A 25,972-nucleotide genomic window follows, 5' to 3' on the forward strand; every position below is an offset into this window, starting at 1 on the left:
GAACTTAGACCATGTTAGCTGCTTAGACTGTCTAACTATTGGGGCCAGTTTATTGCAGCCCTTATTCTATTACTCTGGGTTTTTCGGGCCAATTAATATCTGGCACTAAGTTAACATCAATGCGGCTCAGTAATACCCTATATTTCTTCAAATCTGCTAACAGAGATTTTTCCTCATCACTCGCCATCCCCAAATCTACAGCATCTTGTAACGGAGCTATCTGTTTACTTACAGTGAACATAAGTTGCTGTTTCTTATGTTCTGCTTGTTGCTGCTGTTCCTGCCTAAGCTTTATCACACCGCTTTCTGATATTATCCACTTTTCACCATCGTATTTATGATAAACGGACGGAGCGCGTTCAGTAAGCACTGGATAACCCTCTTTATTACTGACAATTGACAAACCGTGTGACTGCCCTGTAAGTAATTCATTGTGTTTTTCTGCGGTTATTTCAACACATTCTTCATGAGCTTCACTATAAAAAGCGCTTTCTTTTCTGGAGAAATAAACCATTTATACCCCCCAAAATAATATATGAACAACTTTGCTTGGATTCTCATTGTTGTTGGGAGTGCCAGCTTGATATTCAAACGTCGATAATGTTGCATTACGTACTAATGTGTGACCTGTTGATGTATTGATACTCGACATGCTTGCGACATAGCCAATAAACTGACATTTAAAAGAAATTGGATAATTGACTTTTACCCATGACTGTTGGCTTGATGCAACTTTAACCCATTGAATAATTATTCCCGTATCCCCGCATTGCCACCAGCCATTTTCAGATTTTATAGCTGCGTTTTGCAATGCGAGCGTACCGCTTCGCTCAGGTATTAATATATTATAACGTCGCTGATTGCTCGGATCGTTAGAATAAATATGTAACAATTTTCCTTCCGAACCATTAATTCCTACCATATACCCATCTTTCGATTTGAAACGTAGCTCAGGAAAAGGAGTTTTACTATCAATTAATAAACTACCAACGGTTGCAGTTTTATCGCTAGAAATACGCAAGAAAGTGTTATCGCTCTCAGATTTAGCATAACTTCCCACATCCCCGGCATTCAATGAAATATCAGATGACAACGCTTTCCCATTCACTTTACGAATGGATGGTACTCGGCTATTAGCGTTGTTATTTGCTGCTATAGCACTTTGATTCGCCGTATCCGTCAGTGATTGCACAAATGCTGTTGTTGCAATCTGAGTATTATTAGCGTTTTTAGCAGGTGTGGGGGCGATTGGCGTTCCTGTGAAAATGGGACTGGCTTTCGGTGCATACTGAGTATGCGGATTTTGCACCTCAGAATGTTCCCTCAACTCATTCCCATTTTGTTCTAGTTTTTGTTTAAGATAACTTGTGCGGTTGACCAACTGTTTAGCCTGCCGATTAGAAATACCATCAGGCCCGCCTAACACGGGATCTGAGGTTTCTATTTGATACACTCCCTCTGACCACTGTGGGGTTTCCGGCAAATTAGCCATTTTAACTGCTCCCATAATTGTAACTACCGTCATAACTGACAGTATTGTTGTAACGAATTGATACAGACTGATATTCCAAGCTGGTAAGGTGGCAGCGTGCAGGCGCAAACGCTGCCAGTGTAGTGCGCAATAGCGAGGCTTGATCATTGGTAATAGGTTGCTGAAGTATGATGCGATAATCTGCCCAAGATGTTGAATCTCCGTGAACATAATTACCGTTATGGCTGGCATGACCGTCATAATTGATTTGACCAGTGCCTTCAATTAAATCAATCTCACCAAACCCAAAACGACGGATAATTTCACGAATTGACCACGGTGTGCCTTTATACCGATGCAATTCTATAGCCGACTTGATTAACGTGCGGCGAGCATTGTCTGATTCGACAAGCTCCCAGCCATCGTTAAATAGGGAGAATTGATTTGCCAGCCAATGCAGCGCGCTGCTATCGACAGTATCAATGAGATAAACCATTAATTGGGTTAAATCGATATCATCAAAACGGGAGGCCAACTGACCTAATGCACGCATACTGATATCAGCTTCTAGTGGAGGTGGTAGATGTAACTTAACCATCAGCGACTCCAGTGACTACAACAGTGATACCGATACAATTCGCCCATTCATTTTCACCTACAACCTGAAACGTAGGAGACTCCAGTACGACTTGATAGACGCCAGAAACAGACAGTGTTGAGATGATTTGGCTGGGAACAATATCTTTTCCTAACGTTGTTGCTCGTTCAGCTACCCATGTTTGTATGGCTTGTTCTGCTGCCGGTTGAATACCAAGCGTATTAACGCCACTGTACAAGGTCAGTTTCGCCTTGATGGTATAATCAACCTTCACAGGAGGTTTTGCATGTACAATGTCAGTCAACGGGCGGATTTTTTCATCAGAACAAAAACTTTTCACCAGCGTTAAAATGCTTTCATCTGGCAACCCTGTTGCCAATAGTGGAAACAGTTCAACAACACCCGGAATGGGAGACCTGACTGCAACATCAACAATATTGGGGTGAGCACGCATGGCATGAAATCGATAAGCCTGACGACTGCCCGCATTAGTAAACGATTCAGGGGCCATCTTGATTCGTACACGTAGCCTCTCGTCACTTTCTTCTGCCGAACCACCACTACTCACTATTGTGTTGATCACTTGCAGGTCAATGTCGTCGATTTCATCCAACAATGTACTGATTTGTGCTGGTTGCCAGCTATTCCCTGATAATCCAGCATCTGTACAAGTAGCTGTGACATTAACGAAACGTGTGCCTGCTTTCAGAACAGCATCTGTATTAGTAGCAAAAATAATACTGTCCGATGCATTAACACGAGTTCCAACTGGAATGAGTACATCTTGCTCTAATGCTTCATCAACCCTAAATTGCAGTGTTGTATGTGCAGGCTGGGCGGGTAGCCGATATACTCCGACCAATTCCCCTAAGTAGTCCAAAATGGGCGCACGGGCAAACTCGACCAGATTTTGCTTGGCGGCTTCCTGAACTTGCATTCGGGTCAGTGCTTCACGATATGCAAATAAATTGATCAGCAGGCGTTCTGCCTGTGCTGGGTACAAAGTCTTACCTACATCAGCCTCATACTTTGCGATCATTTCGGTTGTGATTTTCTCTACATCACGCTCGATAAAATCAGGTTCTGTCAGCGCCATAGCAACTCCGTAGATTGTGTAATGCCATCAACTGCTGTCCAATTCACACGCAGAGTCAGGTGCTCTGCCTCAACATTCGGTTTCACCGATAACAACTGGCAACGAGGTTCCCAACGTGTAATAGCATCAACAGATTCCCTGACAACGTGGGGAATAGCGCGGTCTATTGGGTAATCCATATAAAGGTGCAAGTTACTGCCGAATTCTGGTCGATGTGGATCACTGCCACGTGGTGTACGTAGAATAATGAATATTGCTTGGGCGATATCATCCAGCCCACAGGCAATTTTGCCTGAGTTCTGGAGAGCGGGTTGCCAAAAAACAGAGTGTGAGTTCGTATTCATGGGGACAGTATCGCCCTCGGCAGGAATATCTAATATTAAAGACGTTTAAAGAACCCCATGAGAATGATGATTCGAGCTACCACCTTCATCCATGATGCTGCCCGTTGCATGGATGTTGCCATTCACGCTGACATTGCCCTGAATGGTCGCAGCAACTCCATTACCACCAGAACCCGACAGTCCATTTTGGTAAGTTAATTGGCCTTTCACTAACATATTTCCGGTTACGATTGTTTCCGGCGCATCAATGGTTGCCTGCTGTGTCTGAATAACAACATTGGCTCCCACCGCGATCTTAATGTGCTGAATGCCGCCATTAATAGTCAGGGTGTGTGAGGTTCGATCATAGTAAAAAGCTGCATCATCTGCATAAGTCATACCACGGACGTCTTTATTGTTAGCTGACGGTTTATCAACACTGGAATAGATAGCACCTAAAATAACACCATCTTCACCATTGGCATCCAATAATACTTCGACTTGTTCCCCAACATCGGGCAACCAATAGTCTTTGTTATTCTGGGTATTGCGCTGCAACACATTCAGCCAATTAGTACGCATATTATCGCATTCAGGCAATCGCACGCGGGCACGAACAGTAGCAGGATCTATGGCGCTAATCGTACCAACTTGACGAGTTACACTGCTCATTTGGATTCCTCCTCGATGATCGTGTCGGAAGAACCATCGGGCTTATATACAACCAATTTCTGAGTCTTATCTTTTTTATCTTTCTTGGATTTGCTTGATGTAACAGGGCCTCGAGCAACTTCAAGTTCAGTTATATATCCGCTGTTGCGATCAAAAGAGTGGTGAGCTGAAGTAATTAACCATTGTCCAGATAACTTGCCAAATTCAATCAACTCAATTTTATTTCCGGCGGTTAACTGAGGGGCTCCCATCAATGAAAGTGAGCCATTCTGCTGATACTCATTATGTGAATCCAGTGCTGACGTGGCCTTTATTTCAGCGCTATCCTTGTTAGCAGCCCGGCTGTTTACTTTTAAGGTATCTGCGCTGGTTTCTTTACCGCTACTTTTGCCTCTTGAATTAGACTGACTACTTGTACTGGTCGTGCCATCAGCTTCATAGACAATCAACTTTTTATCATCAGCCTTTTGGTGCTTCACTTTGGCTTTTTTATAGACTTTATTAATCGTGTCCCGCAGTGAAAATCGGGCAACATCGCGAGGGTGTAATTTTTTTATCGGTTCTTGGCTGCGCAAAGTAGCTAAGCGAGAGAAAATTAGCTGTTCACTGACAACCTTAACGGCATAACCATATTCACTAGCCAGCCGCTTCAGGAACGCCACATCGGTTTCAGAATATTGTGTCACCCTGTCAATCTTGATGATTTCGATACTGCCGATCAGCTTTAACCGATGTTTCTTGGCGATACGACTAGCAATAGCGGCCAGTGTTGTATTCTCAAATCCACGGTTAGACTTGGTACGCAATGCCGTATTGATAGACGTTGCTACACCTCGAACAGATACAATAGAAGGAGGGATGCTGACTTCAATTTCATCAATGTAGAATGAGCCACAATTCAGTAGCCGTTCGCTGAAATAGCCCAACTTCAATGTCAACGTATCACCTTTGCCCGGATACCATTTATCTAGCCAGCGACCATCAGTATCATCCAATTCTACCTCTATTTCATCAGATTCGCTTTTGATGTTGTCGGTATAGCTGACACGAGTGACATAAGGAGTGATGTCACTTGTGATATCTTTTTGCAAATATCGTAACGTGAATGTCGGTCTTAAAACCTCTGAGACACCCGTTATAGATGGTGTTTGCTTAGGATAAATTATCTCAGCCACGGTGGTGTATCCTCTTCAGTTACTACATTGTCAGCGTCAATGATAGGTATCAACAATACGATCCCAGATGGCAATACAGGTGTAACTGCAACGTGCGGATTGGCAGCAATTATGCGAGCATAACCTAAAGAGTCACCATAATAATGGTGAGCCAATAAATCCCATCTATCTCCCTCTTTCGTTATGTGTTCAAGAAACATGATCAAAGTGTCCTTGTGGTAATTTGCGCGGCCATCTTACTGAGCGCGGGTGATATTGATGTAAATGTTGAACTTGCCGATTCAAGTTGAGCTGATACAGAATCTAATGCAGCAGAGATATTACTGTTATCTGCACGGCTTAATGACGATTGAGCATTGTTAACAAATGTTACTGCTTGCCCCGTTGCTCTGGTCAATTGAATTGCATCTGGCAATGAGTCACCGAGTGATTGAAAAGCCGGATAGCTTTTCCCTAATGGACCAGCAGTATTGTTGAGTCCGGTAAGAAGACCTGGTACGCGGGTTAACGCTACGGCCGGGTTGTCTTTCATCTTCTGTGCAATACGTACCGCACTGATAGTCGTTTGCAGTGCTGATTGTGCTTGTTTGGCATAATTCACTCCATCCCTGACTTTTTTAGCCATACCTGATGGTTTCGGTATTGCATTAGACAACGCCTTTGTATTCGGGACATGAGATTTAATGGCAGGCGGTTTCAGTGGTTTTTTAGGATCACCGATATATTCACGTAATGTCACTGAGGCATTGAGGGCAAATATATTACCTACTGAATCCGTTTGCTCACTGGAGGCTGTCACATCAGTAATAACAAACCAGCCACGGTAATCACCATTTCCGAATATTAGCGCGAGTGCTTGATGTTTCCGCATTGCTTCACGCAGCCGATTCAATTCAATATCCGGCGCACAATAATGTTGATGAAAGACCAAGCTAATTTGAATTTCATCCAGTTTCTCACCTACGAATTGCAAGCCGGGCTTACCCTGAATTCGGGCATGTTCAGCATAATCAACACCAAACGTTACATCAAAACCATCCCAATATGTGATTAGCTCAAATTCAATATCACCTAATACAGCAAACATTATCCGTACCTCCGACGTTCTCTCTGAATAACAATACGCTCCAGCAGTTTTTCTAATTCACGCATACTCAGGTTTAAGGCTTGACTAATATCGGGTATAGCCGTTTGTTGTTTATCACCAATGTATATTTGCGGGGCGAAAGAGATAGAAAAACCATTATTGCTGTTGCCAGCATCTTTATAACCTGTTCGTTTAATTGGATTGCCCGACATCACCTCAGGAGGTGAGATTTGTGGGACATCAGGGGTCATTCCCTCAGTCAGACGCTGAGAGGCACGAGCAGCCAACGGCGTAGTACGATCAATACCAACAACCGTACCTTGCACAATATTATCGCCAAATCCCATAAATACCCGACTGGGAGATTGAATACCTAATGCTTCTTTAAACCAGCTAGAAACTTTGCCACCAAAGTTTTTAATGGTGTCCTTAGCCGTGGTCAGCATATTAGAAATACCATTAACCAACCCATTAACGATATTTTTACCAAAGTCAGTAAAATTATCGGGCATATCCATGCCAAACCATTTCATAACGTCAGCGAATGTTTTATAGAACAATCCCAATGGCGACCAATTTAAAATTAATTTACTGACCTCAAATATTCCGCCATCAAACGCATTAGTAATGTCATTCCATCGAGCTGTAAACCAACCTTTGACGTTAGACCAAATATTTTTGATTCCCTGCCATCCCATTTGGAAAGCGAATTTTACTAAGACCCAAAGCCGTTTAAAGAAATTACTGATGGGCTTCCAATAGCGATAGATAAGATAAGCGGCCACTGCAATACTAGTGATGATCAATCCGATAGGATTCATTAATAGTGTGCGTCCAATCCACAAAATAGCTCTGCCAGCTAACATCAAGCCCTTATAGAGAGCACTACCGAGGATTCTACCCAACCAGAGAGCTGCTCCGGCTATTTTTCCCAAGATGTTTGCAACGACACCAAATCTGCCGCCACTGCCGATAGCCATTCGAAACAGTAACCACCGTGTGCGCATTAACATTGCGCCTTTCCAGATATCAGTTATAGGGGAAAGCAAAAGATTAAGACCTAATCTGACACCGATTGAAGCTGCTTTGAATGCCAAGAACCCGCCGACCAACGTGACAACATTGCTGATGAGTTCAGGATTAGCGGCCAGCCATTTTCCGGTCTTGTCCATCAATGGAATAAAGGTTTCGGCTAACTGTATTAATGCTGGACGCAGCGACTGACCAATGCTAATAGCCGAATCATTAAACTCAATTTGAGTACGCCGCCACTGTGCTTCTAAGGTATCGTTCTGTTTATCAAAATCGGTATCAACAGATTTTTGTGCCGAATCAGTCCCCATGCCTGTTTTGATACGCTGATAATCTCCCCAACGTTGCCGCATGGCCAAGAGATGGTTGACTGTCTGTACGTCGGTGAAAATAGAGGATAGCCCGAAGGATTCCATGAGCATACGCTGTGCATCTTCATCACCTCTGGCTCCCGCTTTTTTCCACTCTTTCATGAGATCAGCGCCTTTACTCTTGATAAAGCGGTCTGCGATCATGATTGAGGCTTCATATTGTGAGTACCCCGAAGAAACATATCTGCTCATTGAGGTTTGATAATCGACGTCAGCTTCAGCGTATCTTTTGGCAATATCACCACGTCCCATTGAAGCTAGCCAGTTCCTCATATTGGTAGCTGCTTCACCTTCCGTTCCTGCGCCTTCACGGCCAACTTCCAAGCTGGCTATAATCTGTGAAACTGCCTCCTGACCATATATTCCCTTACCAGCAAATTGCTGCGCCATTTCTGGAAAGTATTGGGCGAGATCTTTTAATTCAAAACGACCCGATTTAGCACCGAAAACGGCTCGGTTAAAGGCTTCCTTGAGCGCTTGATCGCCTTCAATTTTCAGGGACTCAAAGGACAGAGCCATTTTGGCTAAGTCATTAATATTAGCTTTGGATGCCGTGGCGATGTGGCCCAATAATCTACTCATATCGGTCGATTTCATGGGAGATTTTCCGGCGGCAACCAATGTACCAATACCTTCCAGCAGAGTTTCTTGTAATTGGTTTGTTTGCTTGGCGTTCTGGCGCAAGATGATTCCGATTTTTTGCTCTTCTTTCGGAGACAAATTGCCCGTGACAGCTATATCCCTTAATCCTGATTCAAAAGAGGCATACTTTGTTACGGACTGAACAACGGGAGAGGATATCGTGCGAGTTAATGCATAGGTTTCGGCTCCCTGTGCATATAGCGCCATACGATTCGCTTTGGCTGCATCACTCATACTAGCCGCAGACTGTAAGCGCTGTTGCTGGCGGTTCAACTGTTCCAGTGTTCGACTGATGCGTTGTAGATCCGCATTCAAACGCTGGGCACTACGGGAACCAAGTTGACCGTAACGTTCAACAACACGGTTCAGTGCCTGCTGTCGGTTCTCCAGTTGGCGAGTCGTTTCTCCCAGTGTTCCTAGAGTACGGCGTGTACCAGACATGGCAGAACTGAATGCACTACTAATGGCCCCACCAATAATGACACCAATGGAAAATTCTGTTGACACGAATTAACCGCCTCCATTCTCGCGTTTGATTTGAGTGTTGGCCTCATTCAACCAACATTCAAATTCATCCAGCGCCAGATTATCAATCTCGCTCGGCTGGAACCGGAACCATCGTGCCAACATCGCCGATGCTTGCCACACTGTTTTTATTTCCCTGATCCAATCCGATAACTTGCTGAAATCGTTTCTGTAATGCCAGATAATCAGCGACATCCATCTGTTCGATATCTTCTGGTAACAATCCTGTCGAACGTGCTATCAAAATATCATCCCAGTCAGTAGGATTTTCGCTGGCTCGCCGGGCAGCCTTGATATCTTTAACTTTCAAACGTGATAACTGAAGCTCTTCAATGCGAACGCCAGCAGCCGTGGTATAGGGAAATTGAAGATGGTAAGTCGTGGTTGACATGATGATACTCCTCTGTAAGTTTCATTCAGTATCATCCATGTATGGAAACGGAAATATTAAAGGGGATTAAAGAAGAAAGGGGCTGATGCCCCTGTCATTAGTGAGTGCGAAAGCCTCTACAGTTACGGAAAAAGTCTATCAGATATTCTTTCCCTTTCGCTGCACCGATATCGGAAAACCAACCTTCCGGAGGAATCCACTTATCAATCAAGTCGGCAAGCTTTCTGGCTTTGGAGCGAGTGCAGTCATTATTTAGTTTAACCTCCAATATTGATGCGATAATCGGTCAGTTGATCAATGCCGCCAACACGGAAGATATTGGCCAGATAATCCAGTTCTAACAGTTCCTCCCCATCCAATACTTGCTTAATATAGGTACTGGTAAAGCTACTGGAAAAATCAGCATTTTCATGTTGTTTAAATGTGCCCAGCGGATTCTTCTTAAATAAAATGGTCAGATATGTCACCAATGGCACTTCATCAATGCGCCCCTGTGAACTGAATTTCTGGACGCTGGAACGGCACTGTAATGCCAGAGATTTATAGGGATTGGCTGCGGATAACATAGCGTCACGGTAGAAACTGTTCCACTTGATCTCGCCTTCCAGCTTATCGAAGCCTGCTGGTAGCTCCACCTTACCGACCATCCCCAGCGCCTTATGTTCCTGCATGGTCATGGAAACGTCTGGCAGTTTCACTTCTTCAGCACGTCCCAACAGGTTATTGCCGTCAATATAAATATTGGCGTTGGTGATGCGGTTAATCTCTATTTTTCCGGCCATTAATTATTTCCCTTTAAATTCAGCAAATATTCAGAGGTAATTTCGGTCTCAAATGTCAGCCGTTCCAGTGGTGGTGGCGGTGTGTACTTATAACTGAGTAACAGATGACCTGATGCCAGCTCCGTTTCTTCGTTATGGGTCGGATCAAACCAGCATTTGAATCCCAACAAAGCTCCATCAGCAATCAATTTACGACCATAGGCATTCACAGATTCTGTCAGGGCATCTATCAGCGCTGGCGTGATCGGCATATCGATATATTGCTGACTGAAGTAACGCAGGGATTCATTAATCACGTCGCCCGTTCTGCGCACGTTCTCGAAGTTACGCATGTGTGTCACAGTTGGCCATGCGGCGGTACGGTTGCCCCATAAGCGCAAACCAGAGCCATAATTATTGAACACTGTAGTAATCCCTTGTTCATTGAGCTGGTTCACTTCACTTTGTGGATCGTCAATTATGGCGGATAGCTGGCGCTCAATACCTGTGATCCCTATAATTTCTTGATTGGAGGATGACCACCAAAAACCTTTGTCTGCATCAATCTTGGCACGCAGCCCTGCTGCACGAGATGACAAGGGTTCCAAGCGCTCGCTATTGCTTTCCGCATCATAGACTTTGACGTGTGGGTAACACAGCCGGACACGATCAGAACTGGTATTAAAATTGATTGTGCCAGACGGGCCGCGGCCACTGATAGCCTGAACAAAAGTGGTGCCTATCGGGGCATCAATATAGGTCATGGCACCCAATTTAGTTGCAAGGGCAATCAGTTCTGTTGTCACACTTAGCTGGGTACAGTAGACAGGAGCCAGCAAAATCTTGGCAAAGAACCCATACAGGTTATAAGTATCATTCAGTAACTTCATACCTGTACGGTTACCCGCTGCACTGATGCTGCCAATAATGTCAGCAGGCGTCACTAATGTAGGATCGGCAAAGTCATAGCTGGCAATCACGGTTGCACCCGCAGCAATGTTTTTACCGATATTCTTGAGGCTGCCTGTTTGAGCATCCAGAGAATAATCTTGCCCTTCTATATAAGAAGTACTGTCAGAGGTGGCTTTTAGTAAGACATTACTGACCACGGGATTAGCCAGTTTCGCCGTTCCTGTGGTTTTATCAAAACTAATGTTTTCACTGGCAACATTAGCTTTATGCACCTCAGGATCAAGAACGTTAATGACCAGCACAGTTCCCGCACCATGATCATAAATAGCATCCAGTGCTTGTGGGATGGTAAAACCATTCATTTGAACACCAAATTGAGCGGCATCTTTTTCTGACAGGCAAAGTGTCACTGCATTTACTGGCCCTATCGGTGCAGTACCAATTAAGCCGATCACGGCGGATTTCACTGTCTTGACAGGACGTGAGCCTTTTTCGACTTCGATAGTTTCGACGCCATGCAAATAATTAGCGGCCATCAGTGACCTCCTCAGACTTTTCTTTTTTCTTCAGGATATTTTTTTGCTGTTCTGACAGTGGATGAAGATATCGCAGCGCGATCAATGTCTTCACATAATCATGCTGCTGCGGTAAATCAACAGTTTTTCCTGACCAGAGCAAGACTTCAGTGCCATCAGCTAAAGTGACGCCGCTTGCTGGGCCTGTATAGAGGTATTTCATTGTTCAGTTCCCTCATAATTGATTTGGGCTAACGGCGAACCATTCGGTAACTCACAGTCTTCGATAAATACACTTTCAGTCGCAAAATCCAGCGTGTATTGCCACAAACCAGCTATCTCACCGAGAAATGTATCCCGTACCAGCCAACATTTTCGTTGGCAGTTCGGTGGTTGGAATCCGCCGAGAACCCGGCGTACATCATCTAATGTGGCAACGGCACCGTGACGTCCATTAAGCTGACGAAAAACTATGGTGGCATTGAGCATGATAGTTTGTGTCTGCAATACCGCCCCAACATCTTCAGGCTTGTCGAAGCGAGAACCGGGATAGCTGATTAAAATGGCTCCCACCGGATGGTTCAGCCTGAATTCAGTTGGTCTTTCAGGGAAATACTCCACCTGTAAGCTAGGTAGTTTTTCTCTTAGCCTCATGATAATGGCATCAATGATCGGCGAAACATCCATCAGTATTTCTCCAACATTCCTTTACTCCCCCCAAAGGTGGGACGACGCGCCCGAACACGAAACTCCCCCGGTTCAGGGGTATCTTTTCCTGTGGAAAGCAGGCCCAGTGTCAGTTTGGCATCTCGGATGTCAGCCAGTTGGCGCAAAACAATTTTGTAATCATCTATCACGGCTTCAGGAATAGAACCCTCTGGACGGCGGGCATACAGCCGATAGCGTGTTAACGTAATGGCGGCATCACGTAATACCGTGGGAACTTCCGCCAGAGGCAGGATATAACGTCCACGTAAATGGGCATCGATAAGTTCATCGGCATAGCGAATGACATTGTTAACCACAGTCTCATTGATTGTCTGGGCATTAGGCTCTTCGTTGGACAGCCATATCAATGATTGCGTTGGTATCTGCTCTTGCAAGTCTTTCAATGAGCAATACATGTCATATGCCACGTAAGATGCGAATGATATTACCTGCCGCTGTGGCATCATCCAGCGCAAACCCGACAGATGTGCCGGCAGCATTTTCAGCCGAACTCAGTGGTACTGCACAGGCATCCTTATCCGACTGTACGACTTGCCCACGGGTTATTGGCCCACCAGCTTCAACAGCAATAATGCCCAAGACATTAACTGGAACGACATCACCAGCCTTCGCATCCACCTCTGCTATACCAAGTGCAACGGCTCCAGCCTGACACGGTGCATTATCAGTACTAACTAAACGATGCTGGATGATGTTTGCACTGGCGATAATTGTTGTCGTCAATACGGATTGTTGTGTTACTGCCATGATGATGTCTCCCTTACTTCACAATATTGGTAATCAGATAGCCGGCATCACCGCCAACAACCGCAACTTTATAAATATCGGTATAACGACAGTAATTGACCTTACCGCCCACACCTTCATATTTATCCGCTACAGGCATCCCTTTGCGGCGAAATGTATAGCCAAAGGAGGGTTCATATTCATCAGCGCTTTCTGTTCCTGCCTGCGGAGGTGATACGTAATGCAACATCAAATTATCAGCCCAGATATCAACGGGATTTTCTTTAATACTTGGGGTAGAAACAGGTTCACCAACGACAACGTTTTGGATTTGGAAAAGGTCTTTGAGTATTTCTATTGTGATACGTTTACGTTCGTTGGCTCCAATAGCTGCCTGAATTTCAGGATGAAATTTTAACAGTGACATCACGCTAGCCCCCATTGTCATGAGGTTTGGACGTACACCAATGGTAGTACGAACAGCATCAATTCCAGCCTCAATGACTTTGATTGGGTTACCTTTGCCGCCTACCCATCGAGTATCGTTTTTCAGGTTTATCACCGACTTACTGAGATAAACTTCAGGGTCTTGTGCCAATCGAGCGGCATACAGTTCACGCTTGAGATTCACGCCATTGGTGGAACGACGGATTGCCTTTGCTTCTTCATTAAATAAAGATTCCGATTTCTCACGATAATCAACAGGTGCAGCTAGATCATGTTCGTTGAGCACGATATCTAACGAAGAGCCTTTCTCACGGATCAAAACGTTACTGTTGGCACCAACGGCACGCGTGGTGTCATATTCCACAAAAGCACTTTTGCCAAATGTCGGCACACTAGCACCTTCTTTCTCCATTTCGACAATGGGAAAAATATGTTCACCAATAAACACCGCATTTTTATAGCCACGCGCCACGCTGGTTAGCACAGGGTCAATAATACGTTTGCCTTTCAAATAATCAGACACTTATCTCTCCTCAATAGTTACGGTCACAGTGTTACAGGCAGCGGGTAACAGCTACGTCGTAACTGATACCTTCTTTCTTCGCCAGAGCGATGGCTTTTTGATGCAACGCCAGACGTTCAGGATCTGCATCAGAAAACTCAGCAATATCTGATGATGTGTTTTGGTCAACCCGGTCTTTTGTTGCATGTTCACCAAAATCAATAATAGGCTGGGTAGAACTCAGCAGATCTTTAAACGCAGTAGCCAATGGTTTTTTCACATAATCTTCAGCAAACTCGACAGGGGAATCTCCTTGGGTTATAGCGTCCAGCAAGGCGACCACGACAGATTGAGCAGCTGGCGCCAATCTGCCGTCTGCGATCAGCTTTTCGGCAAATGCCATGTTTCCAGCATGTTGCTCAGTTTGTTTGCGCTTTGCGTCGGCAACATCACGGGCAACAAGCTGTTCTTTCAGGCGAGTGTTTTCATCTTTGAGCGCCTTTTTTTCTTCATTTGTCACGATGTTTTCCTCATGTTGATGTGTGTTATTGGGTTCATGAAAGGCAGGAGCAGGCTGAGTCGTGCTATAAGCTTCTTCACGTAATGAATCCACCTGCCAAGAAGGAAGCGCTTTGTCTGCTTCGTCCATACCGAATTTACTAATCAAAAATTCTCGCAAACGCCCCCAAAGTGAGGCGTTGGTGATATCACTCCAATCAGAGAACTCGACGACACCATATTCTTGTTCACTAAATTCAACCTGTTTCAATCCTTTAATGGCGGGCGGCTTCGCCCCCAAAAAACCGACATGACGCAAATAGAGCACGCCGGGTTTAGGGTTGTTTGGGGAATCAGGTAAATAGAAAGAAGCAGAAATTTTTTTATAGCGGCCTGCATCGACCAGTTCGGCGAACTGAACATCAACCTGTTGAGGCTCTGCAATCAAGTCATCACCAGAAGACGTCAGCGATTTAACCCAACCATAGGCAGGTAAATTGTCTTTTGGATGCCCAATCACAATCGGTGCTTCATGCAACGATGAGTCATAAGCCTTTGCACAAGCTTGCAAATCTGCGGGGCTGAACGGCAATTGTTTGCCATTCATATCGGTATGTGTACCGGATTTGAAAATGTGAAGTGACTTCATTTTACTGCCTCTATTACGTTAATAGAGACAGTTTCACTACAATCAGAAAAAACGACTTTTAATCTGCTTTAGAAAAGGATTGGGGAAGGAAATAGAAAAGTGGAGAACTGCATGCAATTAGATACCGAAAATTTGAGTCTGTAAACGCTTTATAAAGTTTTTTGCGGATGAGAATGATAAATCACCCGCATAGGGAAGCACAGTTTAACGATGCGCCGCTGATTCAAGATGTCGTTGAATGGTACTTAATACGGCTCTTACTGCTTCTGGTGATAATTCGCCTTGTTCTGTTACGGGCAGATAAGGCCGGGCTGGTAGCAATAAAGATTGATTGCGGCCAGCTTTACCTCCCAATTGATGAATACGCCCGTAGACTAAGTTTGTACCGACAACTGCCGTGTGGGAATCATATCGGGTACTGACTGAACGCATCAAACGAGCAGTTTTTTGCAGTGTCTGACCACCACGTTCCTTTGCAGCCACAGAGGGTATCCATGCAGGGCGTCCTTCAGCTTCAAAGTTAAAAGCGGTTTCTGCTGACAATGTTCCAGCAATTTTACGCATGGCAAGTGTCAGATCATTAGTAGCCAATTCTAATGCCCGCAGTCCACGTCTTAGGTCTCCATCATTAATAGTGACAGTGATATTACTCATTCTGTCCTCTCAGTTCGCGGCGGGCCAGTCCAGATAGCTCCCCCTGATACCTGGCCAAATCGGGACGATATGCTGCCCCCGGCGAATATGACCAACCTACATCAGTCGCCACTTTTGTTATGCCGGTGTTGAATGTAACAACGGGCTGCATCTCACCTGTTTTTTGTGAAACCAATTTCAACTCCCAGCCCATTGCTTTACCTGAATGCATAACTTTTATCCCTCTGGCACGAACATCATCATGACTGAGGGCAATTACACCGCAACGGCAACGCCAGCCATTAGGAGGGTAGAAGGCTTGCCAAAATGGGTCGTCAGAGCGAAATACCAAACCATGTAATGCGAGATGGCTCTTGCGTGTATGGTTATCGTTGATCCCTGTATACATCCAGTACGGTCTGTCATCAATATTTTCCATTTGTTCGGCCCAACGGCCCGCACTGTACAGCACCGACATGTTGGTACGAAAGATAGTATCAAGGCGCCACGGGCTACCTTGCTGAACAGTGACACGTTCCCCTGTGACGAGGTCATCGGTTTCTTTCGTTCCCCACCATCCCTTACGTCTTAATGTTGGCTCCAGCTCTTGGCGAAACCAACGATCAGTCTTGCCTTCATCCAGTGCCTGTTGTAGCGCTTGGCGAATATCTTCCAGAATGTCCAGACGCGTGACTTTCGCCACCGTGAATGCACGGGAATGAGTCTCTTGCCAAAGTTCTTCCCAATCCCACGTTATTTTGTAGCCCTTAGATTGCAGATAACCAATGGCTCGCTTGGGAGGTAATGTCATGCAATACGCCAGTTCAGGCGTGGTTATGCTCATGTAAGCGCCCCCAAATGTTAGACACAAACAAAACCCGTGCTAGCCGCTCTTGCAAACCCTCTGCGTCCATTTGTGGATAAAGCTCGGCTAACTGTCCTATAAGATCGCTGGGATTAACACCGTTTTGAACACGATGAAACAAAGGAACCAGCAGAGATTCCAACGATTCATTCAATGATCCTTCATTCATCAAAATATCCAGCGCTTCATCTAAGGTGTCCTGTGCTGCTAAATCTGCGTTAACAGCTTCAGAGAACGCCAGTGGGAGTGGTGGCATAGGCGTGGTTGACAAGGTTGTTTCATCAACATCCCCATCCTGCAATTGATATTCGCGTTTCCAGTATTGCGGAGTAAATCTGACACCAGCCTGACTCAACTTAACGTCACGATTAGCCTGTGTTTCATCAACCGATTGCTGTTCCCAAAGACGATAGACTGGACATTCAACGTTACCGAAGTTCAGTTCTACGACCCAGCGTATAGCCTGATTAATGGCGCTGGTGATAACGTCAACATCAGCATCACGAATATCATCCGTTACCTCCAATCCCGCTTGTGCAGAGGCTTTATTGCTGTTTGCTTCGGTCGTTTGGTTTTGTCCCAGTAACGCAATGGAGATCTCACTGCGAGCAACGGTAATTAAATTCTGGTAAATATCACTGCTGTCTGATTTACCTGCTGCTTCTTTAATCTCAACGGAGGAATCATCAGGAATGGCGGCAACTGCATCATCAATCATCGCTTCCATCGAATCCAATAACAGATCGATTTCACTTTGTGGCGTACCTCGTGGATGCTTTCCAATCACCCACGGTGAACCATACTTCTCAGCAAAGCGCACCCAAAACTTCATGCCGCCTTTCTTAAAGGTGACGGGCCAGAAGCACATGGATAAATCTGGAAATCCATAAGGGTTGTCATAAGTAGCATCTTGACGTGGTGTTACAAATTTATAGAGAGGAACCCGTTCTCCTTCAACGCTTGCATCACGGGCACGAAAACGCAGTTGGTTATCACGGTCATAGTGGAACCAGTCAGGCGGTTTGCTAACAATATCCGTCACTGACCATGATTGATTCTGGTTCCACATCAATTCACAAGGCTGATAGCCGTATAGAACAGCGTCATGCATTTCGCCAATGATACGTGACATATCCAAGTCCGCGAGCATGTCGCGGATAAAGTTAAAGACTTGCACAGGGGCATTGCTGCGTTCTACACCACGCTCCAGTGCTTTCACTCCGGCCTTGCGGCGGCGAATACATCCACCAACTAAAGGATCAGTACGTAATTCACGATAGATACGAATATCTCGCCTTTGGGCTTTGAGAATAGGATCAGGGTTAGGTAGATATGTCCCCAGACCGTAGAAGTCAATGGAACGGCTACGTGATGCAATTTGCTCAGTGAACAACTGCTTTGATTCGGAAAAGTTAATAAATTCTGTTGGTGAAACCCAGATACCACGTGCCATTAGTATCCCTCCAGCATACGTGCAGACTGACGGCGTCGGCGGGAACTTGCCTTCACCGGACCTTTGTTAATTTCACGGCTGGCGAAGTATGCTAGGGCAAGGGCTATTGCTGCATCACCGTGGCGCTTGCCGCCGTCCGCTTTTGCTTTTGAGCGCTGATCAGGTACACGGGGAACACCGTTAATGACCTGTACTGCTCTCAGGTCATCCAAAATGTCTTCATCCTTTGGCAGTGCCTCCAGATTGCCGTCTTCCAGCGCAGCCTTCACCGGGGGCATATTGTCACGGTACCAACCTTCTGTGGGCATGACTTGCTGCACACGGCTGGCACCATATTTTTGCATGGCATATTCGGCCAGATAAGCACCGTTACCACGGGCATCAAAGGCTGCACCCAGCAGATTAGGAAGTCCATCCATTAGATACCAAGTGATTTGTTCCTGTTGTTTAAATGGCACGTTGCGCAGCTCCAGCACGAACGGCACTCTACGTACCAGATTTTTTTGTTGCAGCAATGGATAATCCACGGACAAATCTCCACTGCGGCCAAAATCGCGTCCCAGAAACGAACGAGCATCAGAAGGCAATGCATCTAGCAACGGTTTCAGGTTGGCTTTTAGCCACTCTTCGGTATCTGTGCGGCGTATTTCATCGGATTTAAGCTCATATCCTTTCGGACAAGTCAGTCGCAGCAGTGGCGTATCGGGAGACATCCGAGATTCAATCAGAGCGCGGGACAACCATGCTCCACCACCATTAGCAGGAATACAGTCCAATTCTTCTGATGCTCCAGCTCCGTAGAACTTGTACACCGACATCATCCACTGTTGTTCAGCCTCTTGTGACCATTCACGTCCGGTACGTAAGCAGACACGGTGGAATAGTCCTTCAACCACAGCTTCCTTAAAGGTAATACGGTGGATAACGCCGTCTCTGTGTCCTGCCCGAATATCGTTCAGCAACTCATTAAACAAGTTGCTATCCCCGTTATGGGTGGAGATCACTCGCACTTTACCGCCCCAGATAAGCATGGCTAGCGCCGCTTTCAGTAATTCATCGAGCTGTTCGTGGAAAGCAGCTTCATCAATGACAATGATCCCCTGACGGCCACGCAAATTAGACGGACGGCTAGAAAGCGCCACTACACGGAATCCAGAATCTGGAAATTTGATAGTGAAAGTTTTGATGTGCTTATCATCTTCGTCTTCTTCCCAGAACCCTTCTTCAATTTCACTGGCCGCATAGTTGAAAGCACGAGCCCACATTGCACAGGCTTGAATATATTCAATGGTCATATCTTGGTTATAGGCGATGTAATACACATTCATACCACCCGCAGCGGCAGAAGATGCGGCGATGAGTACATTATCTGACGCTTCAGCCCAAGTAATTCCCGTTCGACGACTCTTCTCATTGACTTTAAGAGGAGACGAGTCGGCCACCCATCGTTGCTGGTATGGCAATAAGACAACAGGTGCTGCTATTGAGGAAGTATCTGGTAGAACAGGTGCAAGCTGACTCATGTAGCAATTCCCAATATTTCCCGACGTAATGCAGCAACTGCTTCGGCAGATAATCCACCTTTGCGTGCAATTTTCTCTGCATTACTTGCGGCAGCTTCAGTCCGTGCCCGGACTTCAGATTGGAATTTTTTCAGATTCACGCTAGCGCGAGAGAGTGTAGCTACATTTTTTGCCACCGTTGAAAGCAGTGTGACACGCTCTTTTGGCGCAATTTCTCCGTCTTCAGCTTCCTGAAGTTGAATAATACTTTCAAAAAGTTCAGTCTGAATTAAAGCAATCACTGCCTCAGAACGTGCATCTTGATCATCCACTGCACCTTCTGTGAGCATCCGTGCTGCTTCTGTTGCCGCCCGTATTGCACCGTATCGCTTTTCTATTTTTTGTCCATAGCGGTGAATAGCGGACTTACTGATTACATAACCTTGATCACGTAGCAAGGTTTCAAGTTCCTGGTATCCACTAAACCCTGATTCAGTCAACGCCCGTTCCAACCAACGCCGAACGTCTTCTGGGAGTTTATCGATTGTGCTTCGACGCGCCATTATTCACTCCAGTACTTTTCAGGACGAGCAATACCAAGGCCGCATTCGATCGTATATTCAACAACATCAACACCAATACGAGTTAAGTCAGCAAACCAACTACCCGATGGCTGTTTATTGAGGTCAATTAATTTACGGTCTGCCAGATAATCCAACTCCTTCCGTAATTCCAATGCAGTGACGTCAGGATAAATCGCGCGAGATATATCCAATAACAGAGTTTCACTGGCGGTATATGGGCGGGTTTTATTCAGTGCGACCAACAGACTCCAGCGCAATGATTCACGACGAACACGAGCAACATCAATCATTTTTACCTCCGGCAATTCGGTGCTGCTGCACCACCTCTAATTTGCTGTAAAGAGCATCCAGCTTGGCTTCAATTACTGTCTGACCACGAATGTAATCTTCACGGCGCACGTAATTCAGCGGCAAGTCAGCCTTAAACTGCATAAACTCACGTTCGAGTTGAGACCAATTGTCTACGGAATTCTTAAGCGCCTGTTCTAATGAGGTATGTCTTTCCTCCTGCCGCTCTTCGGCCTTGCTGAATAACCACTTTGCGATACCAAAAATGAAACCGAGGAAAGAGAGCAGAAAACCTACGGCAGCCCAAAATTCAATCTGTAATGTCATTGTTGTAATCCTTCGATGTAATCCAGCAAGCCATTGACCTGCGCTTTCAATGCAAGACACTGTTCTCCGTTGTCAATGATATTGGCGAGGATATCTCGTTGCGTGATACCGGATGGCTGTAGTTGGGCATCAGAGCTTTCATTTCCACGGAACGTTTCATCAGCGCCGGAGGTAACGGAGGCAGAGCGAGTTTGTTCACTGGACAGGCCGAGGGCAGCGTTGTATTGCTGCATGAAGCCACGAGTAAACACACAATTAACAGGATGAAACTGTTGTTTTTCATCCATCCAACTCTGGGTAACATGGTCAATTTTCCTCTTCAGTTGTTGGTTTTGAGTGCGGAGTTGTTCAATATCGTTGAGATAATTGGATTCTGCCTGATGCGCTGAGTTGACCTGCATTTGGTAACGTTGCTGCAAGGCATTGAGTGCTGACAGTTCCCGCTCTGTCCGTTGCTTTTCCAGCTGAAGAAATTTAGTTTTCTGCTGTGCTAATGCGGTGTTTCCTGTCTCCGTTGCTTTCTGAAAGCCTATGGTATGGCCTCTCCAGTAGGCCAAAGCGAACATGCCAATTAGCGACAAAATCAATACAACAGGTTTAGCCCATAATTTAATTGGCACAGCTGGTACCTCCCCAAGCCAAATAACGAGGCGCGAGTTCCAGTAATATGCGTTTGGAATAATGTCGATTTTCTTTCCATGCTGACGCTTTACGCCCAGCATTCTGAGATTCAACATGACCGAACCAGACCCACGGATTGAGACCAACTGCCTCGGTTTTCTTCTTATCCCGTAGTAACCAGCCTAAGCCTCCATTATAGGAAGACAGCACCATCGCCATTCTTTGGCACTTATCGGCAGCTTTAATGCGTTGCCATAGCCAATGGTCATAGTGAACCATTGCCCGTATAGACCAGACTGGGTTGAAGGGATCTTTATTGGATAATTCAGGAATGCGTTGACTAATCCAATCCACTGTTGCGGGCATAAACTGGGCCATACCCTGAGCACCAATAGGCGAAATAGCTCGTGATTTCCAGTCACTCTCCTGATGCAACTGAGCGGCAAAATCAGCTACAGGCGCATTCAATCCCCAGATCACACGAGAAGCACGTATCAGGTCATTGCGGTATTGCCGCGAACGGTGTGGCAGTTCGTCAGCCAATGCTGGGCTGACCATACCGCTATACCACAACAGCACAATTCCGATAATCTGCCGCCAATTCATAATCACAACCCTGTAGCTACGCTCAGACAGGTGGCGGCAACAATCAGTGCACGGCGTATCAGAGCGGCTGCAAACACCATATGGTAGCCAGGCTGAACGGGGTATTTTCCTTCTTTCATGAGTATTTCATCATATTTCAGATACTGACCGGGCCTTGCTTTCGGGAATAAACTGCGGTCAAGCCAGTACCCCAAGACAACAGACAGAGCAATAAGCGACAATTTGTAGATCACAACAGGGACTTGTTGAGGGGAAACTAAACCGATAGTGATCAGCAATAGAACAGCTGTTAACAACCAGCCACCGAGGCGTAATTTTTTGATAAGTGATACAAACGATTTGAAAGTTTTCACTGAACTGTCTCCGTAGTCGTTGATGGAAACAGTTTTGCCAATTTATCGGGAAAAGGATTTTAAAGGGCGTTAAGAGCGCATCAGAAAAGTAAAAGACAGGATAAGAGCGACCTGCCTAACACTCGAATACTGGGTAGGCTATCAACTCACAGGTATGTACTGTGAGTCAACCGAGGCTCTTTCAGTTATTGATTATTGATGACCGGGAAAGCCGAACTCATTTTCAACTAATGGAAAAGGCTTACGGATAATGAAAGAACAATCTTTACCTATCGTTCCGTGGATTGGTGGTAAACGCCGATTAGCAAAACATATTTTACCGTTATTTCCTGAGCATACCTGTTATGTCGAACCGTTCTGTGGTGCTGCCGCGCTGTATTTCCTAAAAGTACCGAGCAAATGTGAAGTGATTAATGATATTAATGGTGAGTTGGTGAATCTTTATCGCGTGATAAAGCATCACTTAGAAGAGTTTGTCCGGCAATTTAAATGGGCATTGGTCAGCCGCCAAATATATAAATGGTTGCAGATTACCCCCGAAGAAACGCTAACCGATATTCAGAGAGCAGCACGTTTCTACTATCTCCAAAAGCAGGCGTTTAGCGGCAAGGTTGCTGAACATACTTTCGGTACTTCCACCACCAGCCCACCGCGATTTAATTTACTCAGAATAGAAGAAGAGCTATCAATGGCCCACCTGCGACTGGCAAGAACGATCATTGAAAATATGAGCTGGGCACAATGCGTCCAACGGTACGACAGGCCACATACGCTGTTTTATTGTGATCCGCCATATTGGGGTACAGAGGGATATGGCATAGATTTCGGACTTGAGAACTATGATCTATTAGCAGAACTAGCACATACCATCCGAGGGGGCATGGTAATTTCGGTGAACGATATTCCAGAAATGCGTAAAGCATTCAAAGGATTGAAAATGCAAGTAGTCAATATCGGTTACAACTTGAAAGTTACGGGTAAAGCTAAACAGAGTAAAGAGCTGATTATTTGTAATTTCTAATAACCGAGAATGGCAAGGCAATATATTTGCTTTGCCATTTTTTACTTTTAACCTAAGCCAATAGAACGGGATACAAACTGTAAACCTATTCCGAGAGTTTGGCTAATTAAAGACCTTAATGCTTCTTTACTTTCAGTCTTCAGTGTTTCCTTAATACGATCACCTAATGGGGTTTCTAAGCTGTCAGGGATTACTTTGAGAACTTCTAAACCTTCAGCAGTTAATACGGCTCTATGACAACCTTCAGAGTTCATAGTCCCTGCCAAATAACCATTCTTTATGAGCCAATCCACTGTATCCAGAAAAAATCTATGATCTTCTACTGTAGTACAAAGTTCGTCAGAGTATGTTCCATCAGAATATTGAAGGGGTTCACCGATTATATTTATAGATAAAAGATCTATCTTTAAAGGAAATGACTCATATAGTTTCCCAAATATAATACCTACAATTTCATTAAACTTTTCTATGTTTGTAGTAGACATAAATATCCTATTTGTTTCTAAAGTTTCAATTTCAATGTTCCACCAGGTACATTCTGTTGATCTAAACAAACAGATTGGCAAGCTGATTTAGATATGGATAAAATTGTTTCGTTACCCCCTATATCAAGAAAGCAATTATTTCCATTAGCCATATAATCATTGAGAAGTTTGGCATTTTCATCAATATGAAATTTGATGGTTGTGCGTGAAGGATAACTGTTTTCGTAAACTGTGATGTCAGTAAATTGATCAGCATATTTATCCAATCCTGGGCACATTTTCCTAATAGTTGGCAATAATTGATTGATAGTGGGATCATCTGTTGCTATTGAGAACACAGGGGCTGGAGATTTTTCAGGCTCAATCTGAACGCTATTTTCTGTCTCATCACCACACCCCGCCAAAAGAAATATTGTGGGAATTAATAAGTTACGCACAGTCCATACCCTTATATGAAATAGAAAATAACTATATTTTTAAGAATTTCTACGTCGTAAGATTACATCTATGGTATCAAGAACATTCTGATTTTCATATATTATCCTATTTTCTATCTTCCTGTGCTTGTCCATTTTTTTTCCACAAAGCATTACCAGCACGGCCCAAGAAATAAAGATTATCAATGTCCTATCATTAAGTACCAATACATTAGTAAGTCCTCCACCAGAAAATATCATATAAGCGTTCCATAGGGCAAACATGAATGCTATAAGCATGAGGCTAAGTAACAGCAGGCAAGGTGTATTGATGTAATAACGCCATTTAGCATCTTTATTTTTTATAAGTAATTCTCGTTTTATAGCAAGTAATTCCCGACTATCCCTTTCATGAAGCTCACGTGGGCGAGATGGCATGGGGTTAATATTGACGACTGAACCTACATGAATAGAGCCATGATTATTGCCACCAACGCTGATGGTTATCTGTCGTTCCTGCCCATCTTGGGGAAGTTGTTTAAGGCTATTAAAAACTTGTCCTGCTAATGTTTGTAATTCTTCATCTCTTCTGTCCATGCAAATCCTTTATTTTTTAATGATTAACAACCAGTTTTAATACTCTGTCAATTCTACTGTCATCGACAACCGACTCTTTAATTAAAAAGTTATATATTTTTGATGATTGCAGGACGAGTTCATCGGGCGTCCAGCGGCGATTAGCCTGTTGTGCCATCGAATCTAGTTTATGAACAATTTTTCCCAGTAATTCTGCATCTATCTCACTGTTTTTGTAAGCGGTAGAGGCTGACTGTTGAACTTGCCCTGTTATTAGGTACAACACATCAAGACCCGCTTTTGCCCAAAGGCTTATAGCATCAGCCCCTGGTGCAGATTCGTCTTTTTCCCACCTTATCTGTGATTTTCTTGATGCGCCAACCATCTCCGCGAAATCGGACTGACTAAACCCCAATCGCTCACGCTCTTTTTTTAATCTCTCACCAAGAGACATTTTTGTCACCAAAACCCTTTACAAGTCCCATTAATGGGACAATAATGTCATGTATTGTACAAACATCATTGCATTACCGGAGGCCATAGCATGACACCCGAGAAAATTAAAAGCCGCTTTCATCAACACGGCATCACTATTACCCAATGGGCACAGGAGAACGGGTATTCCCGCGAAGCTGTATACCGAGTTCTTAATGGACAATCCAAAGCTAATTACGGAAAGGCCCATGAAATAGCTGTAAAGCTAGGTCTGAAAACGCCAAGTTTAGGCATTTAAATTTAGCCTAACTATTTTATCACTTTATGTAACAGATTATCACATATTGAAAAGGGAGAGTGTGACATGCGCAAAATTAACGTTTCCAGTTCTGGTACGCGCATATTACGGGTTCTTAAGGCTCTACGTGGTCATTCCTTGTCTGGGCTGAGTAATGGTGAATTAGCGGAATTACTGGGGGAATCTCCCGCAAATATTAATCGTGCACTAAATACATTAATAGAAGAAGGGCTGGCGCAAAAACTGAGTAGCGGCAGATATGCACCAGGTATGCAATTACTGCAAATAGCACAATCGTTTTCTAATGAAATGGCTAACACTCAAGCCAGAATTACAGAAATGAATCAGCGCGTTCTAGCGGGTAGCAGAAATTAATTAACAGGGGAT

The 25,972-nt window shown here is 44.7% G+C and carries 37 protein-coding genes; 3 read left to right on the forward strand and 34 right to left on the reverse strand.

From position 1 onward, the window contains the following. Positions 1-61 precede the first annotated feature (61 nt). The 30 genes from Phpb_RS03385 to Phpb_RS03525 form a co-directional block, all read right to left on the reverse strand. Positions 62-514: a tail fiber assembly protein gene (locus Phpb_RS03385; protein ID WP_065389170.1), complete on the reverse strand. Its 453-nt coding sequence runs from the start codon at positions 512-514 to the stop codon at positions 62-64. Next, positions 515-1,492 (reverse strand): gp53-like domain-containing protein, encoded by a 978-nt coding sequence (locus Phpb_RS26510; RefSeq protein WP_240492391.1) that lies wholly within the window; start codon positions 1,490-1,492, stop codon positions 515-517. It lies immediately after the preceding gene. Position 1,493: 1 nt separating this feature from the next. Beyond that, complete coding sequence (locus Phpb_RS03395) at positions 1,494-2,069, reverse strand: phage tail protein I (protein ID WP_065389171.1); 576 nt, start codon at positions 2,067-2,069, stop codon at positions 1,494-1,496. Beyond that, positions 2,062-3,165: a baseplate assembly protein gene (locus Phpb_RS03400; protein ID WP_065389172.1), complete on the reverse strand. Its 1,104-nt coding sequence runs from the start codon at positions 3,163-3,165 to the stop codon at positions 2,062-2,064. The genes Phpb_RS03395 and Phpb_RS03400 overlap by 8 nt, the downstream gene beginning before the upstream one ends. Then, positions 3,156-3,509: a GPW/gp25 family protein gene (locus Phpb_RS03405; protein ID WP_023043985.1), complete on the reverse strand. Its 354-nt coding sequence runs from the start codon at positions 3,507-3,509 to the stop codon at positions 3,156-3,158. Before Phpb_RS03405 ends, Phpb_RS03400 begins: the two co-directional genes overlap by 10 nt. A 45-nt stretch (positions 3,510-3,554) precedes the next feature. Beyond that, complete coding sequence (locus Phpb_RS03410; protein ID WP_065389173.1) at positions 3,555-4,160, reverse strand: phage baseplate assembly protein V; 606 nt, start codon at positions 4,158-4,160, stop codon at positions 3,555-3,557. Then, on the reverse strand, positions 4,157-5,335 hold the full coding sequence (locus Phpb_RS03415) for a phage late control D family protein (RefSeq protein ID WP_065389174.1): 1,179 nt from the start codon (positions 5,333-5,335) through the stop codon (positions 4,157-4,159). Before Phpb_RS03415 ends, Phpb_RS03410 begins: the two co-directional genes overlap by 4 nt. Next, entirely contained in the window at positions 5,323-5,535 is a 213-nt protein-coding gene (locus Phpb_RS03420) for a tail protein X (RefSeq protein WP_088776127.1), read from the reverse strand. Before Phpb_RS03420 ends, Phpb_RS03415 begins: the two co-directional genes overlap by 13 nt. Before the next feature lie 2 nt (positions 5,536-5,537). Next, the gene (locus Phpb_RS03425) at positions 5,538-6,422 is read right to left on the reverse strand and encodes a phage tail protein (protein ID WP_065389175.1); all 885 of its coding nucleotides are present in this window, start codon (positions 6,420-6,422) and stop codon (positions 5,538-5,540) included. Further along, positions 6,422-8,974: a phage tail tape measure protein gene (locus Phpb_RS03430; protein WP_065389176.1), complete on the reverse strand. Its 2,553-nt coding sequence runs from the start codon at positions 8,972-8,974 to the stop codon at positions 6,422-6,424. Before Phpb_RS03430 ends, Phpb_RS03425 begins: the two co-directional genes overlap by 1 nt. 3 nt (positions 8,975-8,977) lie before the next feature. Next, the gene (locus Phpb_RS27345; RefSeq protein WP_088776128.1) at positions 8,978-9,097 is read right to left on the reverse strand and encodes a GpE family phage tail protein; all 120 of its coding nucleotides are present in this window, start codon (positions 9,095-9,097) and stop codon (positions 8,978-8,980) included. Next, the gene (locus Phpb_RS03435) at positions 9,057-9,383 is read right to left on the reverse strand and encodes a phage tail assembly protein (RefSeq protein ID WP_011147612.1); all 327 of its coding nucleotides are present in this window, start codon (positions 9,381-9,383) and stop codon (positions 9,057-9,059) included. The genes Phpb_RS27345 and Phpb_RS03435 overlap by 41 nt, the downstream gene beginning before the upstream one ends. 257 nt (positions 9,384-9,640) lie before the next feature. Continuing rightward, positions 9,641-10,165 (reverse strand): phage major tail tube protein, encoded by a 525-nt coding sequence (locus Phpb_RS03440; RefSeq protein ID WP_011147613.1) that lies wholly within the window; start codon positions 10,163-10,165, stop codon positions 9,641-9,643. After that, positions 10,165-11,592: a phage tail sheath subtilisin-like domain-containing protein gene (locus Phpb_RS03445; RefSeq protein WP_065389177.1), complete on the reverse strand. Its 1,428-nt coding sequence runs from the start codon at positions 11,590-11,592 to the stop codon at positions 10,165-10,167. The genes Phpb_RS03440 and Phpb_RS03445 overlap by 1 nt, the downstream gene beginning before the upstream one ends. Continuing rightward, positions 11,582-11,794, reverse strand: coding sequence for a hypothetical protein (locus Phpb_RS03450; RefSeq protein ID WP_065389178.1), 213 nt, complete (start codon positions 11,792-11,794; stop codon positions 11,582-11,584). The genes Phpb_RS03445 and Phpb_RS03450 overlap by 11 nt, the downstream gene beginning before the upstream one ends. Beyond that, positions 11,791-12,258, reverse strand: coding sequence for a Gp37 family protein (locus tag Phpb_RS03455; RefSeq protein ID WP_065389179.1), 468 nt, complete (start codon positions 12,256-12,258; stop codon positions 11,791-11,793). The genes Phpb_RS03450 and Phpb_RS03455 overlap by 4 nt, the downstream gene beginning before the upstream one ends. Continuing rightward, positions 12,258-12,695 carry a gp436 family protein gene (locus tag Phpb_RS03460; protein ID WP_040152993.1) on the reverse strand — a complete coding sequence of 146 codons (438 nt, stop codon included), beginning with the start codon at positions 12,693-12,695 and terminating at the stop codon, positions 12,258-12,260. Before Phpb_RS03460 ends, Phpb_RS03455 begins: the two co-directional genes overlap by 1 nt. A 1-nt stretch (position 12,696) precedes the next feature. Beyond that, positions 12,697-13,047, reverse strand: coding sequence for a DUF2190 family protein (locus Phpb_RS03465; RefSeq protein WP_040152995.1), 351 nt, complete (start codon positions 13,045-13,047; stop codon positions 12,697-12,699). Positions 13,048-13,060: 13 nt separating this feature from the next. Then, positions 13,061-13,996, reverse strand: a complete 936-nt coding sequence (locus Phpb_RS03470; RefSeq protein WP_065389180.1) for a hypothetical protein — start codon at positions 13,994-13,996, stop codon at positions 13,061-13,063. Positions 13,997-14,027: 31 nt separating this feature from the next. Beyond that, a complete protein-coding gene (locus tag Phpb_RS03475; protein WP_065389181.1) occupies positions 14,028-15,122 on the reverse strand; it encodes a peptidase in 1,095 nt (364 codons plus the stop codon). Between the two features lie 204 nt (positions 15,123-15,326). Then, a complete protein-coding gene (locus tag Phpb_RS03480) occupies positions 15,327-15,776 on the reverse strand; it encodes a phage virion morphogenesis protein (protein ID WP_065389182.1) in 450 nt (149 codons plus the stop codon). Then, entirely contained in the window at positions 15,769-16,599 is an 831-nt protein-coding gene (locus Phpb_RS03485) for a phage head morphogenesis protein (RefSeq protein WP_065389183.1), read from the reverse strand. The genes Phpb_RS03480 and Phpb_RS03485 overlap by 8 nt, the downstream gene beginning before the upstream one ends. Further along, on the reverse strand, positions 16,580-18,073 hold the full coding sequence (locus Phpb_RS03490; protein WP_065389184.1) for a DUF935 domain-containing protein: 1,494 nt from the start codon (positions 18,071-18,073) through the stop codon (positions 16,580-16,582). The genes Phpb_RS03485 and Phpb_RS03490 overlap by 20 nt, the downstream gene beginning before the upstream one ends. Next, positions 18,073-19,596: a hypothetical protein gene (locus Phpb_RS03495; RefSeq protein WP_065389185.1), complete on the reverse strand. Its 1,524-nt coding sequence runs from the start codon at positions 19,594-19,596 to the stop codon at positions 18,073-18,075. The genes Phpb_RS03490 and Phpb_RS03495 overlap by 1 nt, the downstream gene beginning before the upstream one ends. Beyond that, positions 19,593-20,138 (reverse strand): DUF3486 family protein, encoded by a 546-nt coding sequence (locus Phpb_RS03500; RefSeq protein ID WP_040153010.1) that lies wholly within the window; start codon positions 20,136-20,138, stop codon positions 19,593-19,595. Before Phpb_RS03500 ends, Phpb_RS03495 begins: the two co-directional genes overlap by 4 nt. After that, a complete protein-coding gene (locus Phpb_RS03505; protein ID WP_040153013.1) occupies positions 20,138-20,449 on the reverse strand; it encodes a hypothetical protein in 312 nt (103 codons plus the stop codon). The genes Phpb_RS03500 and Phpb_RS03505 overlap by 1 nt, the downstream gene beginning before the upstream one ends. After that, the gene (locus tag Phpb_RS03510) at positions 20,442-20,774 is read right to left on the reverse strand and encodes a hypothetical protein (RefSeq protein ID WP_065389186.1); all 333 of its coding nucleotides are present in this window, start codon (positions 20,772-20,774) and stop codon (positions 20,442-20,444) included. Before Phpb_RS03510 ends, Phpb_RS03505 begins: the two co-directional genes overlap by 8 nt. Then, positions 20,771-21,394 carry a hypothetical protein gene (locus Phpb_RS03515; RefSeq protein ID WP_082302521.1) on the reverse strand — a complete coding sequence of 208 codons (624 nt, stop codon included), beginning with the start codon at positions 21,392-21,394 and terminating at the stop codon, positions 20,771-20,773. Before Phpb_RS03515 ends, Phpb_RS03510 begins: the two co-directional genes overlap by 4 nt. Continuing rightward, positions 21,384-22,001, reverse strand: a complete 618-nt coding sequence (locus Phpb_RS03520; protein WP_065389187.1) for a transglycosylase SLT domain-containing protein — start codon at positions 21,999-22,001, stop codon at positions 21,384-21,386. Before Phpb_RS03520 ends, Phpb_RS03515 begins: the two co-directional genes overlap by 11 nt. 2 nt (positions 22,002-22,003) lie before the next feature. Beyond that, entirely contained in the window at positions 22,004-22,354 is a 351-nt protein-coding gene (locus Phpb_RS03525; RefSeq protein ID WP_065389188.1) for a putative holin, read from the reverse strand. Positions 22,355-22,604: 250 nt separating this feature from the next. Here Phpb_RS03525 and Phpb_RS03530 point away from each other — a divergent pair, with 250 nt between their 5' ends. Further along, positions 22,605-23,375 (forward strand): DNA adenine methylase, encoded by a 771-nt coding sequence (locus tag Phpb_RS03530; RefSeq protein WP_065389189.1) that lies wholly within the window; start codon positions 22,605-22,607, stop codon positions 23,373-23,375. Between the two features lie 47 nt (positions 23,376-23,422). On the opposite strand, the gene Phpb_RS03535 is transcribed toward Phpb_RS03530, so the two are convergent. The 4 genes from Phpb_RS03535 to Phpb_RS24335 are packed head-to-tail and all read right to left on the reverse strand — an operon-like array spanning position 23,423 to position 25,306. Further along, the gene (locus Phpb_RS03535) at positions 23,423-23,860 is read right to left on the reverse strand and encodes a hypothetical protein (protein ID WP_065389190.1); all 438 of its coding nucleotides are present in this window, start codon (positions 23,858-23,860) and stop codon (positions 23,423-23,425) included. A gap of 17 nt (positions 23,861-23,877) precedes the next feature. After that, on the reverse strand, positions 23,878-24,297 hold the full coding sequence (locus tag Phpb_RS03540; protein ID WP_065389191.1) for a hypothetical protein: 420 nt from the start codon (positions 24,295-24,297) through the stop codon (positions 23,878-23,880). Positions 24,298-24,336: 39 nt separating this feature from the next. Continuing rightward, positions 24,337-24,873, reverse strand: a complete 537-nt coding sequence (locus Phpb_RS03545) for a hypothetical protein (RefSeq protein ID WP_065389192.1) — start codon at positions 24,871-24,873, stop codon at positions 24,337-24,339. Between the two features lie 16 nt (positions 24,874-24,889). Next, positions 24,890-25,306, reverse strand: coding sequence for a helix-turn-helix domain-containing protein (locus tag Phpb_RS24335; protein WP_082111258.1), 417 nt, complete (start codon positions 25,304-25,306; stop codon positions 24,890-24,892). Positions 25,307-25,396: 90 nt separating this feature from the next. On the opposite strand from Phpb_RS24335, the gene Phpb_RS03555 reads away from it, so the two are divergent. Then, the gene (locus Phpb_RS03555) at positions 25,397-25,585 is read left to right on the forward strand and encodes a DNA-binding protein (RefSeq protein ID WP_036777229.1); all 189 of its coding nucleotides are present in this window, start codon (positions 25,397-25,399) and stop codon (positions 25,583-25,585) included. A gap of 66 nt (positions 25,586-25,651) precedes the next feature. Beyond that, on the forward strand, positions 25,652-25,960 hold the full coding sequence (locus Phpb_RS03560) for a helix-turn-helix domain-containing protein (protein ID WP_040153029.1): 309 nt from the start codon (positions 25,652-25,654) through the stop codon (positions 25,958-25,960). Positions 25,961-25,972 lie beyond the last annotated feature (12 nt).

Source organism: Photorhabdus namnaonensis (assembly GCF_001684335.1).
Taxonomy (GTDB): Bacteria; Pseudomonadota; Gammaproteobacteria; order Enterobacterales; family Enterobacteriaceae; genus Photorhabdus; species Photorhabdus namnaonensis.

Bases quoted from the DNA above. Each gene is read 5' to 3' on its own strand.
- Phpb_RS03410 (WP_065389173.1), bottom strand. From the start codon at position 4,160: ATGAGCAGTGTAACTCGTCAAGTTGGTACGATTAGCGCCATAGATCCT.
- Phpb_RS27345 (WP_088776128.1), bottom strand. From the start codon at position 9,097: ATGTTGGCACGATGGTTCCGGTTCCAGCCGAGCGAGATTGATAATCTG.
- Phpb_RS03475 (WP_065389181.1), bottom strand. From the start codon at position 15,122: ATGAAGTCACTTCACATTTTCAAATCCGGTACACATACCGATATGAAT.
- Phpb_RS24335 (WP_082111258.1), bottom strand. From the start codon at position 25,306: ATGTCTCTTGGTGAGAGATTAAAAAAAGAGCGTGAGCGATTGGGGTTT.
- Phpb_RS26510 (WP_240492391.1), bottom strand. From the start codon at position 1,492: ATGGCTAATTTGCCGGAAACCCCACAGTGGTCAGAGGGAGTGTATCAA.
- Phpb_RS03460 (WP_040152993.1), bottom strand. From the start codon at position 12,695: ATGTATTGCTCATTGAAAGACTTGCAAGAGCAGATACCAACGCAATCA.
- Phpb_RS03405 (WP_023043985.1), bottom strand. From the start codon at position 3,509: ATGAATACGAACTCACACTCTGTTTTTTGGCAACCCGCTCTCCAGAAC.
- Phpb_RS03560 (WP_040153029.1), top strand. From the start codon at position 25,652: ATGCGCAAAATTAACGTTTCCAGTTCTGGTACGCGCATATTACGGGTT.
- Phpb_RS03435 (WP_011147612.1), bottom strand. From the start codon at position 9,383: ATGTCAACCACGACTTACCATCTTCAATTTCCCTATACCACGGCTGCT.
- Phpb_RS03400 (WP_065389172.1), bottom strand. From the start codon at position 3,165: ATGGCGCTGACAGAACCTGATTTTATCGAGCGTGATGTAGAGAAAATC.
- Phpb_RS03505 (WP_040153013.1), bottom strand. From the start codon at position 20,449: ATGATTGATGTTGCTCGTGTTCGTCGTGAATCATTGCGCTGGAGTCTG.
- Phpb_RS03485 (WP_065389183.1), bottom strand. From the start codon at position 16,599: ATGAGCATAACCACGCCTGAACTGGCGTATTGCATGACATTACCTCCC.
- Phpb_RS03385 (WP_065389170.1), bottom strand. From the start codon at position 514: ATGGTTTATTTCTCCAGAAAAGAAAGCGCTTTTTATAGTGAAGCTCAT.
- Phpb_RS03445 (WP_065389177.1), bottom strand. From the start codon at position 11,592: ATGGCCGCTAATTATTTGCATGGCGTCGAAACTATCGAAGTCGAAAAA.
- Phpb_RS03510 (WP_065389186.1), bottom strand. From the start codon at position 20,774: ATGACATTACAGATTGAATTTTGGGCTGCCGTAGGTTTTCTGCTCTCT.
- Phpb_RS03500 (WP_040153010.1), bottom strand. From the start codon at position 20,138: ATGGCGCGTCGAAGCACAATCGATAAACTCCCAGAAGACGTTCGGCGT.
- Phpb_RS03535 (WP_065389190.1), bottom strand. From the start codon at position 23,860: ATGTCTACTACAAACATAGAAAAGTTTAATGAAATTGTAGGTATTATA.
- Phpb_RS03520 (WP_065389187.1), bottom strand. From the start codon at position 22,001: ATGAATTGGCGGCAGATTATCGGAATTGTGCTGTTGTGGTATAGCGGT.
- Phpb_RS03495 (WP_065389185.1), bottom strand. From the start codon at position 19,596: ATGAGTCAGCTTGCACCTGTTCTACCAGATACTTCCTCAATAGCAGCA.
- Phpb_RS03545 (WP_065389192.1), bottom strand. From the start codon at position 24,873: ATGGACAGAAGAGATGAAGAATTACAAACATTAGCAGGACAAGTTTTT.
- Phpb_RS03530 (WP_065389189.1), top strand. From the start codon at position 22,605: ATGAAAGAACAATCTTTACCTATCGTTCCGTGGATTGGTGGTAAACGC.
- Phpb_RS03465 (WP_040152995.1), bottom strand. From the start codon at position 13,047: ATGGCAGTAACACAACAATCCGTATTGACGACAACAATTATCGCCAGT.
- Phpb_RS03450 (WP_065389178.1), bottom strand. From the start codon at position 11,794: ATGAAATACCTCTATACAGGCCCAGCAAGCGGCGTCACTTTAGCTGAT.
- Phpb_RS03440 (WP_011147613.1), bottom strand. From the start codon at position 10,165: ATGGCCGGAAAAATAGAGATTAACCGCATCACCAACGCCAATATTTAT.
- Phpb_RS03480 (WP_065389182.1), bottom strand. From the start codon at position 15,776: ATGAGTAATATCACTGTCACTATTAATGATGGAGACCTAAGACGTGGA.
- Phpb_RS03420 (WP_088776127.1), bottom strand. From the start codon at position 5,535: ATGTTTCTTGAACACATAACGAAAGAGGGAGATAGATGGGATTTATTG.
- Phpb_RS03555 (WP_036777229.1), top strand. From the start codon at position 25,397: ATGACACCCGAGAAAATTAAAAGCCGCTTTCATCAACACGGCATCACT.
- Phpb_RS03455 (WP_065389179.1), bottom strand. From the start codon at position 12,258: ATGGATGTTTCGCCGATCATTGATGCCATTATCATGAGGCTAAGAGAA.
- Phpb_RS03425 (WP_065389175.1), bottom strand. From the start codon at position 6,422: ATGTTTGCTGTATTAGGTGATATTGAATTTGAGCTAATCACATATTGG.
- Phpb_RS03395 (WP_065389171.1), bottom strand. From the start codon at position 2,069: ATGGTTAAGTTACATCTACCACCTCCACTAGAAGCTGATATCAGTATG.
- Phpb_RS03490 (WP_065389184.1), bottom strand. From the start codon at position 18,073: ATGGCACGTGGTATCTGGGTTTCACCAACAGAATTTATTAACTTTTCC.